This window comes from Flavobacterium sp. HNIBRBA15423 (assembly GCF_052655965.1).
On record NZ_CP199751.1, the window covers coordinates 3,905,893 to 3,927,872 of the forward strand.

Sequence of the window (21,980 nt, forward strand, 5' to 3'; positions counted from 1 at the left end):
ACAAAATTTATTATGAGAAAATTTTACGTATGCATAGTTGCATTATTTTTACTAGCATCAGTTGATGTGGTAGCTCAAAACGGCCAAAAAGTTATTATTGATATCAGAGGTATCGGTACTTACCACGATCGTAAAGATTTAGAAGCAATGACGAAGGGGCAATTAATGCCGTTATATCTTGAAAGAGTTAAAATTTTATTTAGTGTAATTCAATATTTTGGAGTAACAAATAAATCAGGTGTAACTTTTACAGATTTAGGTATACCAGCAACAAAAGAAAATGTTAAGTTATTGGATACAGAATCTGAAAATAGAGAGAAATTTTTAGCAAACAATGCTGAGTTTTTAAAAGGTATTTTGCCTTACTCAGATACTAGTAATATAATTACCGCCATTCTATTTTATGAAGAAGTGTTAAAACTTGTTCATCAAGTACAAGTAGAATAGGCATAGAAAAAATTAAAAGTCAAAGTTATGAAAAAAACTATTTTATTAATTGCACTAGTCTTATCAGGACTTTCAATACAGGCTCAAGATAATTGGGGGATTGTTGGTGGTAATAATTGGTTAAATGGATGGTCCTCTTTCAACCCAGTTGGAAAAGATTACCCACAAACAACAAAAATCTTAACAGGTAATATTTCTTCAGATTTAACATTAACAAATCTTGAAACATATAGTCTTGTTGGTGAAGTGTATGTAACTAATAATGCTACCTTAAAAATTGAACCAGGAACTGTAATTAGAGCTAGTTCAAGTGAATTTAGTGCAATAATCATAACAAAAGGTTCAAAGATAGTTGCAGAAGGACAAGTAATAAATCCTATTGTATTTACTTCAGATAAACCAGTAAACGCAAGAAAATCGGGTGATTGGGGTGGAATATTTGTACTAGGTAACGCACCTATAAATACTTTTGGAAGTATGTCTCGTATAGAGAGTAATATTCCTAGTAATTTCGTTGTGGGTGGTGGAGATAATCCTGCTGATAACTCTGGAATTATGAAAAATGTTAGAATTGAATTTGCAGGGAAAGGTAAAGACAGATACTCGGTGTATGATGCACTAACTTTAGTTGGTGTTGGTTCTGGAACTGTTTTCGAATCAATTCAAGTAAGTATGTCTAATGGTAATGCTTTTAAATTTATTGGAGGTAATCCAAAGGCTTCTAAATTAGTATCATACAGATGTAAAAGTAGCGATTTTGATTTTACTCAAGGAACAATCGCTAAAGTAAATAATGGTTTAGCTATAAGAAACCCTTATTTTTCTGCTAGTTCAAATTATAGAGCGGTTACTATAAATTCATTTATCAATAAAGATTTAACTGATTTTTCTAAACCAGTAACAAATGTTAGTTTGGATAACTTTACAATTGTAAATGAATCTGATGGTAAAGTAGCTGATGGTCTTGTTAAAGAAGCTATCTACATACATAAAGATTGTCTTTTTGATTTTAAAAATAGTGTAGTAACAGGTTTTGCTTCGGCATTATATCTTGATGGTAAAATTCCAATTGAAGAAGAAGGATTATCTAAAATTAAACTGCAAAAAATATTCATCAACAATTGTAAGAATAACATTGTTTCAGAGAATGGTGGTGTAACAAATGATGATTTAGAAAGATACTATGGTAAACAAGCTTATGGGAATAGATATTCTAAAACACCATCACAAGATTTGTTTGTAGATGCAAATAATCCTAAAACTCCTGATTTTAGAATTAAAATTGGTAGTATCAATTAAAGTATAAATTTTATAGGATACAAAATAAATACATTATTTTTATAACTGTTAAAATTGGAGTTGTTGAACTCCAATTTTAACAGTTTAGTTGTTATAAACGAATACAAAATGATTAATAATATTTCGTAAATGATGTGGACGAATAACATAAAGTTTGTACTAGCTTTTTTAATTTTATTTGTATTTAATATGAATGCAAATTCTATTGATAAAAATACTAGTATAGTATTTCAAACTCCAAGCATTCAGAATGTTAGATTTCCTGGGTTTAGTTTTACTGATCCTGTTACATTTTGTCAAAGTAGTGCAAATCCTTCACATACACTTACGTTTAGCGTTACTAATTATGCTAATTTAAGTGGAAGTAATCAATTCAATTTAATTTTGTCTAATGATAATTTTGCCACATCAATTACAATTTCTAATCCTTCAATTAGCTTAACAAGTGTAACATCGGGTACAGGAAATTATACAGCAACTTTTAGCTTTCCTGCTCAAACTTATGGTGGAAATTATAAAATACGAGTAACAAGTACCACACTTTCAAGTTTTGCTACATCACAAGTAATTTCTGTTTATGACATAATTTTTAATGCTCAAATTCCTTTAAATGTAACCAATGGAAATGTAGTTATTTGTTCTGGATCAAACTTTACGATTTCTATTGTTGATACAGGTAATCCAAATACCACTCCATTAGCTTATTCTTACCTAACTTATGTTTGGCGCAAAAGGAATGCTTTAGGGGTGTTTGATATAATAGCTGGTCAAAATGGACCTAATTTAACAGTTACGACAGCGGGAGTATATTATGTTGAAGTTAATTATGGTTCTGAATGTTCTAGTTCTGCCTCTCCTAATACCAATGCAAAATCTGTTCAAGTTACTGTTACAGAAGTTAGTGGTGGAAGTACGTTGCAAATAAACACTCAAAATGGTGAAACAGAAGTTTGTGAATCAATTGGAGTTGAGTTACTATTACAAGATAATGCTGGTAATCCTGTTGCCAATGGTTCTCCTATAAGTTGGTTCTTAAATGGAACAGTTATTCCAAATGCTACTTCAAATACTTATTTAGCTACGCAAGGGGGCTCTTATACAGCTTCATTAAATAATGGTTCTTGTACAGTAAGTGTACCTAATAATCAAGCTTATGTTTTAGATGATATCACTTTTAATGCTACCTTAAATGTAGGAACACCTTACGAATTGGAATTAGGTGGAAATTTTGATGCAATTGTAACAACAGATGCATTATCTCCTTCTTTTGAGTGGTCATTTAATGGAAACATATTATCTGAAACATCCAATACTTTAAATATAGCTACTGCTGGTCAATATACAGTAATAATAACTGAAAATTCTGGTTGTATCTCAACAATTGAATTAAATTTAGTTGTCATTGATCCTAGTGTGGACGAAATCCCTAATTTAATTAGTCCAAATGGTGATGGTGTTAATGATAAATTTAAAGTACCTTACAACCTAACAAATTCTAATAACCTAAGCCTCGAAATATATAATTCCTCCGGAAAACAAGTCTATGTAACTGATAATTATCAAAATACATGGCCCGAAAATGAAGATGAAGCTTTTCAATCCAAAGCATTTTTTTATTTTAAAATGTCCAAAGATAGTCAAGTTATAAAAGAAGGAATTTTAACTATCATTAAATAACCCTACAAACAAATCAATTGAAAAGCAAGTACTTAAGTGTAATTTTATGTATATTTTTTACAGCTGCATTCTCACAAGAAAATGCATACACTTCTTTTGATGTATCGTTAAATAATTCTATACGATTAAATAGATTTTTGATAAACCCGTCATTTAGTTATGCCAGAGAAATAGCACCAACTATAAACCTTGTAAATAAAAGACAATGGGTAAAGTTTGAAGATGCACCAGTTTTATATTTAATAAACTATCAGGGTAGAATAAGTAACGAATCAAGATTCGGAATAGGGGCTTATTCTCAATCGGTAGGTATATTTAAAAATAATGGAGGTATTGTTAATTATTCTTTAAATGTTCCTTTACAAAAAGAAGCAAATTTCACATTTGGTATTAATACTTATTTTTCAAGTAGTAGTATAGATGTTAATAAAGCGATTACTGAAGCACCTGAGCCACTTTTTGGAAACTTAAGTGCTACAACAGTTATCTCTGTCAAACCTGGAGTCAATTTAAATTTTAATAATTTTGATATAGGTATCGCAGCAGATAATATAATATCTTATAATTTATCCACGAGCGAATCTGTAAAAGAAAATAAATCCAGTTCTTTTTCAGGTCATCTAATGTATACTAAAGAACTAGATAGTTATTATAATATTCTTGATGGTGCCAATTTTTCCACAATGTTGCGTGCACATAATAGCAATGGAGCAACTGGACTTGCAGGAAATTTTTTATTAGATCAAAAGGAAATGGGTTGGGTGGAAGCAGGCTATAATTCATTATATGGCGCAAATGCAGGAATAGGAGTAGCAATTTCAAATAAATTTTTAATTGGTTATGCCTATAATTTATCGATTAGTAATTCGTTATTTTTTGGTTCAAGCCATGAATTTTCTTTATCCTATAGATTTGATGAATATGACGATTCTTTTAATTATAGAAAAAGAGCACAAAAATTAAGAGAAAGAAATGCTAAAAAGAAAAATGCGGTTAATACTACTTTTGCAAAACTTGAGCAAGAGCGAATTGATAAGGCAAAAGCAGAAAGAGAACGATTAGCTAAAGAAAGAGCTGAAAATGAGAGATTAGCTCAAGCTGAAAGAGAAAGATTGGCAGCATTAGCATTAGCTGAGAAAGAGCGTTTAGCTAGAGAACAAGCAGAAAAAGATAAGTTAGCTGCATTATCTCAATCGGAAAAAGACAGATTAGCTAGAGAACAAGCAGAAAAGGATAGATTAGCTGCTTTAGCACAAGCAGAAAAGGACAGACTAGCTAAGGAGCAAGCTGAGAAAGATAGATTAGCGGCCTTATCTCAAGCAGAAAAAGACAGATTAGCTAAAGAGAAAGCAGAAAGAGAGAGATTGGCTAGAGAACAAGCTGAGAAGGATAGATTAGCAAAAGAACAAGCTGAGAAGGATAGATTAGCAAAAGAACAAGCTGAGAAAATGAGATTGGCTAAAGAGCAGGCTGAAAAAGATAGATTAGCAAGAGAAGCAGCTGAGAAAGATAGACTTGCTAAGGAACAAGCAGAGAAAGACAGATTGGCAAGAGAAGCGGCTGAGAAAGACAGATTAGCAAGAGAAGCAGCCGAGAAAGATAGACTAGCTAAAGAGCAGGCTGAAAAAGATAGATTAGCAAGAGAAGCAGCTGAGAAAGATAGACTTGCTAAGGAACAAGCAGAGAAAGACAGATTGGCAAGAGAAGCGGCTGAGAAAGATAGACTAGCTAAAGAACAAGCAGAGAAAGACAGATTGGCAAGAGAAGCGGCTGAGAAAGATAGACTAGCAAAAGAACAAGCAGAGAAAGACAGATTAGCAAGAGAAGCAGCCGAAAAAGATAGATTAGCTAAAGAACAAGCAGAGAAAGACAGATTGGCAAGAGAAGCGGCTGAGAAAGATAGACTAGCAAAAGAACAAGCCGAAAAAGATAGATTAGCTAGAGAACAAGCAGAGAAAGATAGGTTGGCAAGAGAAGCAGCTGATAAAGATAGACTTGCTAAGGAACAAGCTGAGAAAGATAGATTAGCAAGAGAAGCAGCCGAAAAAGATAGATTAGCAAGAGAAGCAGCTGAAAAAGATAGATTAGCAAAAGAACAAGCTGAGAAAGACAGATTAGCTAAAGAGAAAGCAGAAAGAGAAAGATTGGCTAGAGAGGCAGCTGAGAAAGATAGATTAGCAAAAGAACAAGCAGAGAAAGATAGATTGGCTAGAGAACAAGCTAATAATGCCAAACTTTCGGTAGGAGATAAAATTGCTGGTATAGAAAGTAAATTGAATATTTCTAATAATTTATTAGAGGATTATAAGAGTGATATTAATGAAAGAACTAAAAAATCAGATGATTTAATTAAAAAATTAGACTCACTTGTGAGAGAGCGTGATTTAGATTTAAAAGCATTTATAGCAGAAGATGATCCAAATTATAGAGGACCAGCAAGAAAATTTGTGAGTACAACACAACAAAATGCTCAATTAAATGCTATTAAGAGTCAAATTTCAAGCAATAAAAAAGTTTTTGATGATTTAATTTTTGACTTCGAAAATGCTAATAGAGCTAGGTTAAATGAAATGAAAGAAAAGGGACTAAATAATGAGGATACAAAACAATTAAATGAGTATTATCAAAATGTCTTAGATGATTTAAAGAGCAAAAAACAAAAATACATTGAGCTTGAAAAATTAGCCGATTCGAAAATAAAACAAATTAATGCTGATGTTGAAGAAGAGAGATTAAGAAGGATTAAGAAAGCACAATATGATAGTGAGCAACAGAGAATAGAAAATGATCAGAGAAACTTAGAAAATATCAAGAGTTCAACGGCTAATAATCAAAATGCACAAGGACAAGAAGTTAGTGGTAACTTATTAGATAATGAACCAATATCTAACGATATTCCAATTGTTAAGAAAATGAATAATGTTGCAAGTGGTTACTATGTTGTTTTAGGTAAGTTTAAGGATACGAAACAAAGAGATGCTTTTATTAAACAAGTAGTCTCAGAAGGTGGAACAAGTGTGAATCAGTTTTATAATATTTACGATGGAAACTATTACGTTTTCTTAGGTAAATTTGACGAATTGAGTCCAGCAACAAACGAATTAAGTAAAAGAGGAACTAAATCATACAATAAAAAAATGAAGATCGTTCAGGTTCAATAAGTTAAATGTTAATTTTATATTAAAATTTTTATTACTTTTAAAGGTCTTAAAATCTATAATACTATGAAACAAAAAATTACCCTACTAAAACGAATAGTATATCTCATCATAATTTTGATGAGTACTACTATTTTTGCCCAGAATTTTGTGCCATTTAATCCCAGACCTGAAGGTACATTTATTGGTCTAAAGGGAGATATGCTCCAAATAGGAAATAATATCCTAAATAGGCAAACGAACTCTCAAATTCCAAATAATGCCTATAATGGTACTGGAGTGAATAATGATTTTAATATGCAGTATATTGATATTGATGGAGATGCCTCTACCTTTAATTCAACGACTGCAAATTTAACTATTCCAGTGGCTACAGCAGGTTGTTATAGAATTGTTTATGCTGGTTTGTATTGGTCTGGTGTTTATAATCCAAATAATATTGGAAATCAAGTAGATAGAAATTTATTAAATCAAGTTAAATTTAAATTGCCTGGAGGGAATTATATTAATATAACAGGTACCACATTATTTGATACATTTACAGTAAATCAAGCGGTTTCAAGTAATAATTTTGGATACGCTGCATATTTTGATGTAACTACATTAGTTCAAGCTTTACCAGATGCCAATGGAACTTATGGTGTTGGAAATATTCAATCTGGATTGGGAGGTAATACTTCTGGAGGTTGGAATTTAATAATGGTATATGAAGATCCTTTAACAACTGCAAAAAATATTACTGTATTTGATGGATTTAGTAATATTAGAAGTGGTGACCCTGCTTTAGATATTCCAATAAGTGGATTTAATTCTATTCCAATTGGACCAGTAAGAGCTCAATTGGCATTTGCTGCTTTAGAAGGAGATAGAGCTTATGTTGATGATAGGTTAAGAATTAATGGTACTAGTATGACAATCCCTACTAGACCAGCAAATAACTTTTTTAATTCCACTATTAATGATATAAATGGAGCTTATACAACTAGAAACATCAATAGTTCTAATCTACTTGGATTTGATGCTGGTATAATTAATGTACCAAACCCAGGAAATGCAGTTATTGCAAATAATGCGACCAATGCTACAATCAGATTAGAAACTAATAATGATTCTTATGTTTATTATATGAATGCATTTGCGATTGAAGTTATTCAACCGCAAATTAATTTAATCAAAGTTGTAAGAGACTTAGCAGGAAATGATATTGGAAATTCTACTGTAGCTTTAGGTCAAGAAATCTATTATGATTTAGACTTTCAAAATATTGGAAATGATGATGCTACAGGTTTTACAATTGTGGATCAGTTACCTATTAATGTAACTTTTTTACCAGCTGACATTATTGTTCCACCTGGTGTAACGTATACATTTGCTCCACCACCGTCTAATACACTTACATTTACTATACCTGATAATTTAGTAACAGAATTTGGAGCAAATTATCAGATTAGAATAAGAGTAAGAGTAGCTGAAAATTGTTATGATTTAAGAGATGCTTGTTCTAATGAAATTACAAATCAAGCCTATAAAACATATAGTAGTTCAACTTCAGGTAATATTGTTGAAAATCAGCAACCAAGTGCTTCTGGTATAGACGCGTGTTTATTCCCTACTCCTGGTGCAACTAACTTTATTGCTGACATTGATGATTGTACATTTCAGGCTGAAGAAGTTTTGTGTGGATCTTCAGTTACTTTAACAGCAGGTAGTGGTTATGTTTCTTATCAATGGCACAATGGTTCTCCACCTACTGCAGGAAATGCAATTGCTGGAGCAACTAGTCAATCTTATACTGTAAGTACAACTGGAACATATAGTGTTGTGAATACAGCTCCTGCTCCATGTCTTTCTATTACTGAAACTTTTAATGTTGTAGATTTTAATGGTGTAGTTCCTAATCCAGTGATTCCTTATGCAGATCAAGTTGACATCTGTCCTATAGATGGTTCTGAATTGCCTAAAATTTATTTATGTGGTGCTTCAGATAGTCAGTTAATTGAAACAGGAATTTTAAATGCTCAAACTATAGTTTGGGAAGTTTTAAGTACGACAGCTAATTGTACAACTAACCCACCATCAACATGTCCAAATACAACTTGTCCAGATTCTGATTGGACTCAAGTGGGAACAGGACCAAATTTCAATGCAGTTGATGCAGGAGAATATAGAGTCACTATTACATTTCAAAATGGATGTTTTAGAACGTACTATTTTAATGTATATAAAAACTTATTTACACCAACAGTTGTTGCAACAGATCAAATTTGTGCTACTCCTGGTACGATTACAGTTAATGGTGTTCCTCCTACTGGTTATGAGTTTAGTATAACAAGTGCTACAGGTCCTTGGCAACAAAACAATAATGTTTTTAATAATGTTTCAGCTGGTACATATACAGTATATACACAACAAATTGGTGGCGGAGTAGGAAATTGTTTATTCAGTATTCCAAATGTAGTTGTAAATACAAGAAACTTTGATGTAGATGTTATTGTTCAAGATGCATTATGTAATGGTGACAAAGGAGAAATAAGAGTTCAAGTAAATAATGTGGACCCTCAATATTCTTATGAATTACTATTAGGAGGAAATCCATTTGCTTCAGCTGGACCAATTGACGCAAATGATTATATATTTTCAAATTTAAATGCTGGAAATTATACGCTTAATGTTACAACTACAGATGGATGTACATATACAGAAAATATAACGATATCTGACCCTCCGTTATTAACTCTTACAGGTGCAGTAACTATACCACTTACTTGTACGGATGGTGAAATAACACTTTATCCAGTTGGAGGTACACCACCTTATGTATATACAATTAGCGGTGATCCAGATATTTATTCTGTTCCTAATTTTGTAATAACAACACCAGGAACTTATAATTTTACAGTTACAGATTTTAATAACTGTACTGCAACAACAAGTGTAACTATCGATGCTATTCCTGCTCCAGAATTTACAGTAACTCAAACAGATGTTTTATGTTATGGAGAATCTACAGGACAAATAGTGTTTAATGTAACCAATACAAATGGGTATACCATATTATATAGTATAGATAATGGAAGTAATTTTAGTTCAAATCCCATTTTCTCAAATTTAGTAGCAGGAACTTATGAAACTTTAATTCAATATTCTCTAAACGGAGTCAACTGTTCTACTGTAGCTCAAACGATTACAATTACTCAACCAGCGATAGCATTAACAGCTTCTGCAGGAGTATCTGAATTAGCAGGTTGTGGACCAAATGGTGAAGGTAGAGTCAGAATTACTAACCCTCAAGGCGGAACAGGAACTTATGAATATAGTTTTGACGGAGGTTTAACTTGGGGAGTGGCTAATGAAGCTTATTTGCCACCTGGAACTTATACAGTATGTATTAGAGATTCAAACTTATGTACTTTCTGTTCTAGTGTTACAATTGATCCAGTTCCTCAGGAGCCTACTATTACTATAGATGACCCAGATTTTAATTGTAATGGTACTGCAACGACTACAGTCACAATAAATAATAATGGAGGTAATTTTGCTTATACTTATTTATTAGATGGAAATCCAAATACACCTCCTGATAATAATGTATTTACTGATGTGCCATGTGGACCACATGAGGTAACAGTTCAATATGAAACATTAACTGTTCCTACATATAGTAATTTATTATTTGAAGATTTTGGTGTGGGTGCACCTACAACAACTCCAGGTATTAACACAGCGTATTGTTTTGAAGACCAGTCTGGAGTTCATCCTCCAGGTTATACTTGTAACTTAGATGACTATATTAATGATGGAGAATACGGAGTTACTCCAAGAATTAATCCAAGATTTGGTTCATGGAATGATCCATTAGATCATACTTCAAATGGAACTAATCCTAATGGGAGATTTTTATGTGTAAACATAGGAGGTACAGCTGGGATTGGCGGAATATTATATAGTAAACCTATAAATAATATTATACCAAATCAAGATATTCAAGTATCCTTATGGGCAATGAATTTGATTAATAGTGGTAGCCCTAGCTTAGGTGATCCTAATTTAACAATTCAATTAATTTATGATTTAGGCTTACCTTCAGAAATAATAGTTGCTACAACACCAACAGCTTCTCCAATCGCAGTTCCTAAGTCAAATCAATGGGAAACTTATAGCTTGGCTTTAAACCCTGGAGCTTATACCTCGTTGAGTTTTGTTATTCGTTCATATAGTAATGTAATTAATGGAAATGATGTAGTTATTGATGATATTAATGTTTTCCAATTACCTATTGCTTGTATTACTGAAGTTGATTTTCCTATTTTAATTGATTGTAATCAAGCATTTTCTGCACAAATTACAAGTACAAGTGATGTAAGCTGTAATGGAGCTAATGATGGTCAAATTACAATAGCAGCACAAAATTTTGATCCTATTAATGGATTTTATTACACGATTACTGATTCAAGTGGAAATGTAACAGGACCAATTAATTCAACTACTTCACCAGTAACAATAACTGGTTTAGGAGCTGATACATATACAATAGATATTCAATATGATCTATCATCAACACCATGTTCTTTCCCTTTCACTCAAACAATTGGAGAGCCTAATGCTTTACTTGCAAATGCTGTTTTATCTAGTCCTGCTACTTGTTTGAATGGCGGTGTAATTACAGCTTCTGCTTCAGGAGGAACACCTAATTATCAATACGAATTGCAAGATGGATTAGGAAATACTTTAGTAGGTTTAAGTGCTAATAATGTTTTTTCAAACTTAACACCTGGTGATTACATAGTAGTGGTTCAAGATGCATTATTATGTACAGACCCTATTGATGTAGTAATTAATATACCAGCTCCAACTACTCCAACAGCTATAGTTGATGTTTCATCAGATTTATGTTATGATGGTACAAATGGAGCAACAATTGTTATTACTGCTTCAGGAGGCACCGCTCCTTATACTTATAGTATTAATGGAAGTACTTTTGGAACAAGTAACACTTTCTCAGTAACTCCAGGTAATTATACTATTATTGTAAGAGATGATTATGGTTGTGAAGTTACTTTACCAGTAATAAATATAGCACCTCAATTAACAGCTAATGCTGTTTTGACAAGTGGTTTAAATTGTACGACTTCGCCAGATGCAGCTATTGATGTAACAATCAATGGTGGAAACGCACCTTATACATATCAAGTAATATTTAATACAGTATTAGATCCTACAGTTAATAGTGTGACAGGAAATACATTTAGCTATACAACATCAATTCCAGGTGATTATCAATTTGTAATTACTGATGTTACAGGTTGTTCGGTAACTACTACTGTAATTACAGTTATTCCATTACCAATATTAAATGTACCTGTACTTACACAAACAGGATTCAATGTATGTAATGGAGATACTAATGGTGCAATATCTGTTACTGCCTCTGGAGGGTTGTCTCCTTATACTTATAGTATAGATGGAATTAATTTCCAATCAGGAAGTAATTTTACAGGTTTAACAGCAGGTACTTATACTGTCACAGTTATGGATGCTAATTCATGTACTGAAACAGCAACAATTACCTTAACCGAACCAGATCCAATTAATTTTACAGTTATAGAAACAGATATTCAGTGTGGAGCAACAGGTACAGAGCCTGGATCAATTGATGTTGTTAATGTAACAGGAGGTACAGCACCTTTTACTTACAATATTGATAATTCTACAGGAACATATTCGGATACATTTATTGCTGCTGCTGGGCAAGATCATTCTTTCACAATCTTAAACTTTGGAATTTATACAGTTGAGGTAGTTGATGCAAATGGATGTGTATTAGTACAAAATAGTGTTAGTATTGCTTCACCACCTAACAGTTTAAGTATTGACATCTCTACTCCAACTGCAGATTGTACTACAGGAGGGACAATAAGAGTTTGTGTAAATACTGCAGTTGTTGGAGGGCCTTATCATTTTGCAATTTATCAAGATTTAGCACCTTTAATTCCTCCATATCCAACTTATCCAGGTCCTGGATATCAAGATGCAGATATTACAGACCCTACAGGGCTCTGTTCTACATTTGTTAATTTAATACCAGGTGTTACATATAGTTTTATCGTTTATGATGAAAGTACAAATTGTTACTATTTTGAAACTGCTCCTGGACCAGTGCCAACACCTTCAAATATTACTTCAACAATTACTCCTCATAATGTAACTTGTACAGGTGCTGATGATGGAAGTGTTTCATTTACTATTAATGGATACTCAGGAACAAGTGTTTCTTATCAAATATATCAAGCATTAAATAATACTCCAGTAGGTGGTATTGGAAATGTTCTTACACCAAGTGCTCCTATAAGTGTAAATAATTTTGGAGTACTTCCTCCAGGTGAATATTTTATATTATTTACAGAGAACGGTGGACCTAATGATGGTTGTACACAAACATCTATTAACTTTACCATATCAGAATCACCAGTATTGTTATCTTTAACAGCAGCTGTGACTCATAATGATAATCTATGTTCTGAAGCTGGACAAATCACAGTAACGGGTTCTAATGGTACACCACCATATACTTATCAAATAGCTGATTTTGGTGTAGCACCTGTTTGGCCAGGTCAATCATCAAATGTGTTTAGTAATCTTGTAGGTGGTACATATGATGTATATATTCAAGATGCTAATGGATGTATTCAGCCATTCACAAGTATATTTGTGCCAACAGATTCAAGTCCTGATATAACTGTAACTTTAGATCCTACAACACTTTGTAACCCAAGTGAAGGAAATTATAGTATCACGGTTACTACGAATGCTGCTGTAGGAGTTGCTCCATTTACTTATAGTGTAAACGGAAATACTTTTGCTACTTATCCAACAAATCCATTTACAATTTCTGGATTAAATTCAGGAACACAAACAGTTATCATTAGAGATGCAAATGGATGTACTGAAACAGAAACAATTACTATAAATCCACCATTAAATATGAACATTACACCTTCAGTTGCAACATCAGGAAATTGTGGTGTAAGTGATGGAATTATAACTGTAAATGCAGCTGGTGGTTCAGGAAGCTATACATATAGTATAAATCCAAATGGAGCTCCAATCACACAGACTGGAAATATTTTCTCTAATGTGCCAGCGGGTTCTTATAATGTTACTGTAACAGATAACACCACTGGATGTTTTATAACAACTAATGTTACGTTAGCTCAACCTATAGCTCCATCATTTACTAATACAGTAATTGATGTAACTTGTAATGGAGCCTCTAATGGAGTTATAACAATTAATTTAACTGGATCTAATCCTGACCCAGTTTATACATATGAAATTACTGCGGGACCAATGACTTTCCCTTCACAAAATACAAATGTATTTAGTGGATTGCTAGCCGGAACTTATACTGTAGTGGTAACTTCAGGAAGAGGTTGTACAACTACTTTAGATATTGATGTTAATGAACCAGCTGTAATAGTTGTACCAGCTCCAACAGTAACCGAATTTGCATGTAATGCGGGTACTAATACTGTAAACAATGCTTCTATTGTTGTTACAGGAGTAACAGGCGGTTCAGGTACTTATATTAATTATGAATTTATACAAGGAGGAATAACTCTTCAATCAGGTACAAGTAATACCTATTTAGAGTCGAATGTAGCTGGAGGAAATTATACAATTAATGTCTATGATAATAATGGATGTATTGGAACTACAACAGCTTCAATAGCACCATTTATTCAAATATCAAACCCAACGGTAACGGTTACTTCGCCAATTACTTGTACAACTCTTGAAGATATAACTATCAACGTGACTACAACTGGTGGAGTTCCTACCACATTAAATTATACAGTAACGGGTTATCCAACGAATACTTTGCCATACAATGTAACTCAAGTAAACAACCCAAATTTCACAGGGTTAACTATTGGTAGCTATGATATTTTTGTAGAAAATGCGACTACAGGTTGTATTGTGCAAACTATCCATTATGTATTCAATCCAAATACATTTATTGTTAATGCAACAGTAGATAACAATGTAACTTGTTTTGGAGGCACAGATGGAAGTGTGAGTTTTACTTTTGTAGATCAAAACTTGACACCTACAGATGATGCTGGACCATTTACTTATGAGATTTACGATTCTACTAATACACTTGTAACTTCTGGTTCTAGTGGTTCAGCTGGTCCATTTACAGTAACTAATTTATCAGCAGGAGTTTATGAATTACAAACAACTTTAACTAATAGTCCTTTCTGTCCAGCAGTAACAAGTTTTACAATTACTCAGCCGACAGCCACATTAGCTATTGATGTTACAAATACACCTATTACTTGTAATCCAGGTAACGATGGAAGTATTTCTGCTGTAGGTTCAGATGGATGGGGTGCACCTTATGAATATCAGATTCAAGGACCTGGAGTTACTCCAACATGGTCTTCAATAGCTACTTTTACAGGACTAGGTGCAGGTACATATACAGTAAGTGTAAGAGACAATGTAGGTTGTGTGCTTTCTGTAGATGTTACTCTAGTAGATCCAACACCTATTTCTGCTTCAATAAGTGCAACACCAACTGCTTTATTATGTATAGGCGATAGTAATGCGACTATAACAGTTTCAGGCACAACAGGAGGTTATGGAAGTGGTTATTTATATGTTTTAAATAATATTACAACAGGAACACCACCATCAGCTCCACAAACGAGTAATCTGTTTACTAATCTAGGAGCAGGTACATATAATGTTACTATTACTGATTCTTTCAATTGTACATTTACAACAGCAGATGTTATTATTACTGAACCTGCTGATCAGGTGGTAGCTACATTATCACAAATTTATGACCCGACTTGTCAAACGGATGCGATTTTAGAATTAACTGCTTCTGGTGGAACAGCTCCTTATAGTTATAGTACTTCTCCAAATGGTGGCTTTATACCTTTCGGAGGTGCTTTAGTTCAATTTACTGTTCCTGCTGGTACTTATCAGTATTATGTAGTGGATGCCAATAATTGTATTGTGGTTGTTTCAAATTCAATTACAGTTGAACCAGTTATTCCTGTTTCAGTAGCTATAGATTTGGCGAATGCCTATATTTCTTGTAACGGTGGAACAACAACAGTTACAGCCATTGCTACTAATGGTTTAGGAAACTATGTTTATAATATTTTACCGAATGTTGGTTCACAACTATCCCCAGGTGTATTTGAAAATGTTCCAGCTGGAACTTATACAATTCAAGTAACAGATGGTGATTGTATTGGTGTTTCTCAATCATTCACTATTACTGAACCTACTCCAATTGATGTTACAACATTAACTTCAACAAATATAACTTGTGCTGATAATCCAACAGATGGTACTATTACAGTAGTTGCTTCTGGTGGAACAGGAACAATTCAATACTCTATTTCATCTGTACCGAATGAAACTGTTAATTCAGGTGTGTTTACTGATTTAGGTCCTGGAACATATACTGTTTATGTTCAAGATCAAAATGGATGTAGTGTGGGTCCTTTTGACTTCACTATCGATGTGCCACCAGTATTTTCAGTAGTAAGTGTTACACCTATTCCAGAAATTTGTTTAGGAGATGGTGGATCAGTTGAATTTACGGTTTCAGGAGGAACAATGTCGGGAGCAGTTGGTTATACTGCAACAGATGGAGTTTCAACTCAAACTTCACTAACAGGAGATTTTATCTTTACTAATTTAAGTGCAGGAGATTATTTGTTTACTGTTACTGATGAAAATGGATGTGTTGTTACAGTTGAATTTAATATAGGAGTTGGAGTAGATATACAAGCAGATTACATAATTGAAACAATTTGTGTTAATGATTTACCACAAGCTAACGTAACTATTTTGTTTAATGATGAAATAGATATATCTGAACTTACATTTGATTTAGATAATGGTGCAGTAATTCAACCTAGTGATAATGTATTCCAAAATGTAACTAGTGGTTCTCACGTTGTGACTGTGACACATACAAATACATGTCAGCAACAAGTAAACTTTATAGTTACATTACCATCAACACCAGTTTTAACTCTTACAGAGAGTGGATTAAACCAATTCACGATGTCGACAGTTGGAGGCGAACCGCCATATGAGTATACTATTTTAAATAGTAACGGTACTGTTCTTTATGTGGGCTCTAATACTGTTTATTTTATTAATCAAACAGATACTTACACTGTAATTGTTACTGATGCAAATGGTTGTACAGATACTGAAGATATCTTTATAGAGTTCTTTGATGTTGAAATTCCTGATTACTTCACACCAGGAGGTGATGGAACTAATGACGGATGGAGTCCTAATTATTTAGATAACTATCCTAAAGCTGTTACTTATGTGTTTGATAGATATAGTAGAAAAATTATTACTTTACGTCCAGGAGAATCTTGGGATGGTACTTACATGGGTAATGAATTACCTTCTGGAGATTATTGGTATGTTTTGAAACTGAATGGTGAGACTGATGCTAGAGAGTTTGTAGGTAATTTCACATTATATAGATAATAAAAAGAAGACTAAGCCTATTTTTTAATGGGCTTAGTATTAAATAAAAGATATTAAAATGAAAAAAGTAGCACTATTCTTAATACTATTCAGTTTGTGTCAATTGAATGCTCAAGAGCTTACAATACCTCAACAAACGCAGTATTTAGCTGACAATCCTTTTACTATGTCTCCTACTTTTGCAGGTATTGGAGATAATGCAAGAATCCGTTTAAATGGACTTACTCAATGGGTTGGAATTAAAAACTCTCCTATTAATCAATCTTTAGCAGCAGATTTTCGTATTGCAGATCGATCTGGTGTTGGTGTTTTTTTATATAATGATAAAAATGGTAATACAAGACAATATGGAGCCAAATTATCTTTTGCTCAGCATTTAATTTTAGATTATGATAGCGAGCAATACTTATCTTTAGGTATTTCATTTAATTTGAATCATTTTAGAATTGATATTGAAAACTTTAGTAATCAACTTGATCCTGCAATTAATGGAGATAGAGCCACTCAAAATTATAATTTTGATATAGGTTTCCTATATAGATATAAAGATTTTTTTATAAGTTATAATGCTTCAAATATTTTAGATAAAAACATTAGAGAAGTTAATTTTTTAGAGCCTGATTTATTATTAAATCACCAAGTTTATTTTGGAAGTAAAATAAGAAGAAGTGGTTCTACTTTTGAAATTGAACCTTCTGCTTTAGTTCAATATTATCAAAGTGATGGTCGTTCGACAACAGATTTGAATATTAAATTTAAAAAACATTTTTACGAAGATTATTTTTGGATAGGTGCTACTGCAAGATTTTTAAATGAACAATCTCTTACGCCAGTTACGGTTGGACCAGTTTTAGGTCTTAGAAAAAGTGATTTCTATTTTGGTTACTCCTATCAAATTAATACAAATGAGCTTTTATCATATAATTCTGGGACTCACATGATTACAATTGGGTTTGACTTTTTACAAAGTTTAAGTAACTGTCCATGTACCCAAAATAGAATTGTATATTAAAAATAAACAATTAAATTTGAAAAGTTTACTGCAGTTCTTTTTTGAATTGTAGTAAACTTTAACAATTTAAAAAAATAACGAATAAATGAAAACACTGCACAACTTTAATTTTAACAATCAAAAAGCTATTATAAGAGTAGATTTTAATGTTCCTTTAGATGAATATTTCAATGTAACTGATACTACTAGAATAGAAGCTGCGAAGCCTACAATTGATAAAATTATTTCAGGTGGTGGAAGTGTAATTTTAATGAGTCACTTAGGACGACCTAAGGGTTTTGAAGACAAGTATTCTTTGCAACACATAATTGTTTCAGTTGAAGAAATATTGGGTTACAAAATAAAATTTGTAAAAGACTGTATTGGTTTAGAAGTTGAGAAAGCTGTTGAAAATTTACAAAAGGGAGAAATTCTTTTGCTTGAAAATCTTCGTTTTTACAATGAAGAAGAGAAAGGAGATTTGGCTTTTGCGGAAAAACTTTCTAAGTTTGGAGATATTTATGTTAATGATGCGTTTGGCACAGCACATAGAGCTCATGCTTCTACAACTATAATTGCCCAATTTTTTCCAAATAAAAAATGTTTTGGGTTGTTATTAGCAAAAGAGATTGAAAGTATAAACAAAGTTCTTTCTGACTCTGAAAAGCCAGTAACGGCTATTTTAGGAGGAAGTAAAGTCTCTTCTAAAATTACTGTTATTGAGAATATTTTGGACAAAGTAAATCATATGATTATTGGTGGAGGAATGACATTTACTTTCGTTAAAGCACTTGGAGGGAAAATAGGTAATTCTATTTGTGAAGATGATAAACTTGATTTGGCGATTGAAATTTTAAAGCAAGCAAAAGAAAAAGGAGTACAAATTCATTTACCAGTTGATGTTATTGCTGCAGATTCTTTTTCAAATGATGCTAAAACACAAGTTGTGGATGTAAAGCAAATTCCAGACGGTTGGCAAGGTCTTGATGCTGGTCCAAAATCTCTTGCTATATTTGATAGGATTTTAAATGATTCTAAAACAATTTTATGGAATGGTCCTTTGGGTGTTTTTGAAATGGAAACGTTTTCAAAAGGAACTATTACACTAGGTGAATCAATTGCAGAAGCAACAAAAAATGGAGCTTTTTCATTAGTAGGAGGAGGTGATAGTGTAGCAGCTGTAAAACAATTTGGACTAGAACCAAAAATGAGTTATGTATCTACAGGTGGAGGAGCAATGTTAGAAATGCTTGAAGGTAAAGTTTTACCTGGTATTGCCGCCATTTTAAACGATTAAAATAATAATAATGTGTTGTAGTAATTAAGCCTCAAATAAACTAAAATTAAAGAGATGATGAAAAACAAATTTATAATACTATTTCTTTTGTTTACATTTTCAATGTTAGCGCAAGAAAGTAAACGAGATATTGTTAATGCAGATGTTTTAAAAGTTTCTTATTTAGATTCTATTAAAGCCACTTTCACTAACCACAATACAAGTAATTGTATTGATGAAAGATGGTTAGCTGAGTTATCAAATGAAGAAATATTTGAAAATATGTATTCAGATGTTACTGAAATTGACATCGATTCTATTGTTATATTTGATTTACCTACAGACTTATTAAAGAAAAGACTAAAAAAATTAGATAATAAATCACCATTTAATATTGAATATAATCCTGCTTTAGAGAATGTTATAAAGACTTTTTTAAAGAAAAGGCAAGGTGCTTATGAAAGATTAATGGCAATTTCTGAGTATTATTTTCCAATGTTTGAAGAGCATTTAGCAAAATATGATGTTCCCTTAGAAATTAAGTATTTAGCAATAGTTGAATCTGCTTTAAATCCAAAAGCTAAATCTAGAGTAGGTGCAACAGGATTGTGGCAATTTATGTATCCAACAGGCAAACAATTCGATTTAGAAGTAAATTCTTTTGTAGATGAACGTTATGATCCTTTGAAAGCAACTGAAGCTGCTTGTCAGTATTTATCAAGTTTATATAGAATTTTTGGCGACTGGAGTATGGTTTTGGCTTCTTATAATGCTGGACCTGGAAATGTTTCCAAAGCTATTAGAAGATCTGGTGGAAGTCAAAATTATTGGAACATTAGAAAAAATTTACCTAAGGAAACTGCTAATTATGTTCCAGCTTTTTTGGCTACAATGTATATTTATGAATACCATAAAGAGCATAAATTTGTACCAAAGAAAGCTCCTTTAACCTATTTCGAAACAGATACTGTAATGGTTAAAAGACGCATTTCTTTTGAGCAAATATCTGAAATTTTAGATGTTCCATTTGAGCAAATATCTTTTTTGAATCCAATTTACAAATTGGACATTATTCCATATCAAGAAGATAAAGCACATTATTTAAGATTGCCTAAAAACAAACTGGGTCTTTTTGTTTCAAATGAAGAAAAAGTTTATGCATATGTTGATTTTTTGGATACGTTTAAAGAAAAAACAATATTACCAGATGCTAATGAAGTATTAGTTAGTAGAACAAAATATCATAAAATAAGGAGCGGTGAAAGTTTGGGATTAATTGCAGACAAATACAATGTAACCATTTCTCAATTAAAAAACTGGAACAATTTAAGAGGAAATTCTATTCAGGCTGGAAAAAGTTTAAAAATTTTATCTTCTGAAAGAGTAGCTTCAAAAGGCCATGCAAACTCCAGTAATAATGCTAGTAATCAGGTATATAGAGTTAAAAAAGGAGATTCTTTATATTCAATTGCAAAAAAATTTCCAGGCATTTCTGCTGATGATATAAAAAAATGGAACGGTATTAGTGGTAATAATATTAAACCAGGTATGAAACTGAATATTAATGGATAAAAAGCCACCTATATGAAACAAATATTTATTACATTTTTAAGTTTAATTTTTTTAATATCTTGTAAAGATAGTCCAGCTGAAAAGAATGCAGTTTTGACTGAATCAAATGGAAAGATAAATAATGTATCTATTATCATTGATGAAAACCTTTGGAATGGTGAAATTGGAGATAGTATACGAAAGAAATTTGCTGCTCCTATTGATGGCTTTATAAATGAAGAGCCAACGTTTACATTAAATCAATATCCATCTAAAATTTTTGAAGGTTTCGTAAGAAACAGTAGAAATATTATTGTTGTTGAAAAATCGAATCAATCTGGTTTTAGTGCTAAAAAAGATGAATTTGCAAAGCCACAACAAGTATTTTATATTGTAGGTAAAAATAAAGATGAAATTTTAGCTACGTTAGAAAAAAAAGCTAATGAAATTATTCAAGCTATTAAAGAAGGTGAGATTACTGAAAACCAAGTACGTTTAAAGAAAGCTGCTGTCACTGATGTAAAAGTTAGAGAGCGATTTGGTGTTGCTCTAACGATTGGTTTTGGGTATAAATATGACATGGTAGAAGATGATTTTTTATGGATTAGAAAAGAATTTAATTCTGGTTATAATAGTATTCTTGTTTATGAAGTGCCAATTAATGTAATAGAGAATGATTCTAATGTAGTCAATAATATTGTAAAAATGCGTGATTCCATTGGAAAACAATTTATTCATGGTACGTTAGACAATACATGGATGGTTACTGAGGATGCATACTCTCCTTTGTTCTTCGATGTTTCAATTTCAGGAAGAAAAACTTATGAAACAAAAGGGAATTGGCATTTAAAAAATGATTTTATGGCTGGACCATTTGTTAATTATGCTATAAAAGACACCAAAAATAATCGCTTTTTAGTCCTAGAGGGTTTTACATATAATCCTTCCAAATCTAAACGTGATTTAGTATTTGAACTAGAAGCAATTATTAAGTCAGTTAAATTTTTAAAATAAATACGCTATTTTTGTTAAATAATATAAATCT

Annotated in this window: 9 protein-coding genes; all 9 read left to right on the top strand. The window is 32.1% G+C overall.

The features are described from left to right. The first annotated feature begins 12 nt into the window (after window positions 1-12). The 9 genes from ACULEV_RS17405 (at window position 13) to ACULEV_RS17445 (ending at window position 21,949) form a co-directional block, all read left to right on the top strand. The gene (locus tag ACULEV_RS17405) at window positions 13-447 is read left to right on the top strand and encodes a hypothetical protein (RefSeq protein WP_445456317.1); all 435 of its coding nucleotides are present in this window, start codon (window positions 13-15) and stop codon (window positions 445-447) included. A 27-nt stretch (window positions 448-474) separates the two neighbouring features. Further along, the gene (locus tag ACULEV_RS17410) at window positions 475-1,746 is read left to right on the top strand and encodes a hypothetical protein (RefSeq protein WP_445456318.1); all 1,272 of its coding nucleotides are present in this window, start codon (window positions 475-477) and stop codon (window positions 1,744-1,746) included. Window positions 1,747-1,935: 189 nt separating this feature from the next. Continuing rightward, window positions 1,936-3,423 (top strand): T9SS type B sorting domain-containing protein, encoded by a 1,488-nt coding sequence (locus ACULEV_RS17415; protein ID WP_445456319.1) that lies wholly within the window; start codon window positions 1,936-1,938, stop codon window positions 3,421-3,423. A 17-nt stretch (window positions 3,424-3,440) separates the two neighbouring features. Next, the gene (locus tag ACULEV_RS17420; RefSeq protein WP_445456320.1) at window positions 3,441-6,584 is read left to right on the top strand and encodes a PorP/SprF family type IX secretion system membrane protein; all 3,144 of its coding nucleotides are present in this window, start codon (window positions 3,441-3,443) and stop codon (window positions 6,582-6,584) included. A 63-nt stretch (window positions 6,585-6,647) separates the two neighbouring features. Continuing rightward, entirely contained in the window at window positions 6,648-17,117 is a 10,470-nt protein-coding gene (locus ACULEV_RS17425; protein ID WP_445456321.1) for a T9SS type B sorting domain-containing protein, read from the top strand. Between the two features lie 58 nt (window positions 17,118-17,175). Then, a complete protein-coding gene (locus tag ACULEV_RS17430; RefSeq protein WP_445456322.1) occupies window positions 17,176-18,129 on the top strand; it encodes a PorP/SprF family type IX secretion system membrane protein in 954 nt (317 codons plus the stop codon). Window positions 18,130-18,214: 85 nt separating this feature from the next. After that, window positions 18,215-19,405 carry a phosphoglycerate kinase gene (locus ACULEV_RS17435; RefSeq protein ID WP_445456323.1) on the top strand — a complete coding sequence of 397 codons (1,191 nt, stop codon included), beginning with the start codon at window positions 18,215-18,217 and terminating at the stop codon, window positions 19,403-19,405. A gap of 54 nt (window positions 19,406-19,459) precedes the next feature. Next, on the top strand, window positions 19,460-20,956 hold the full coding sequence (locus ACULEV_RS17440) for a LysM peptidoglycan-binding domain-containing protein (RefSeq protein ID WP_445456324.1): 1,497 nt from the start codon (window positions 19,460-19,462) through the stop codon (window positions 20,954-20,956). Between the two features lie 12 nt (window positions 20,957-20,968). Continuing rightward, window positions 20,969-21,949: a DUF4837 family protein gene (locus ACULEV_RS17445; protein ID WP_445456325.1), complete on the top strand. Its 981-nt coding sequence runs from the start codon at window positions 20,969-20,971 to the stop codon at window positions 21,947-21,949. The last annotated feature ends 31 nt before the right edge of the window (window positions 21,950-21,980 follow it).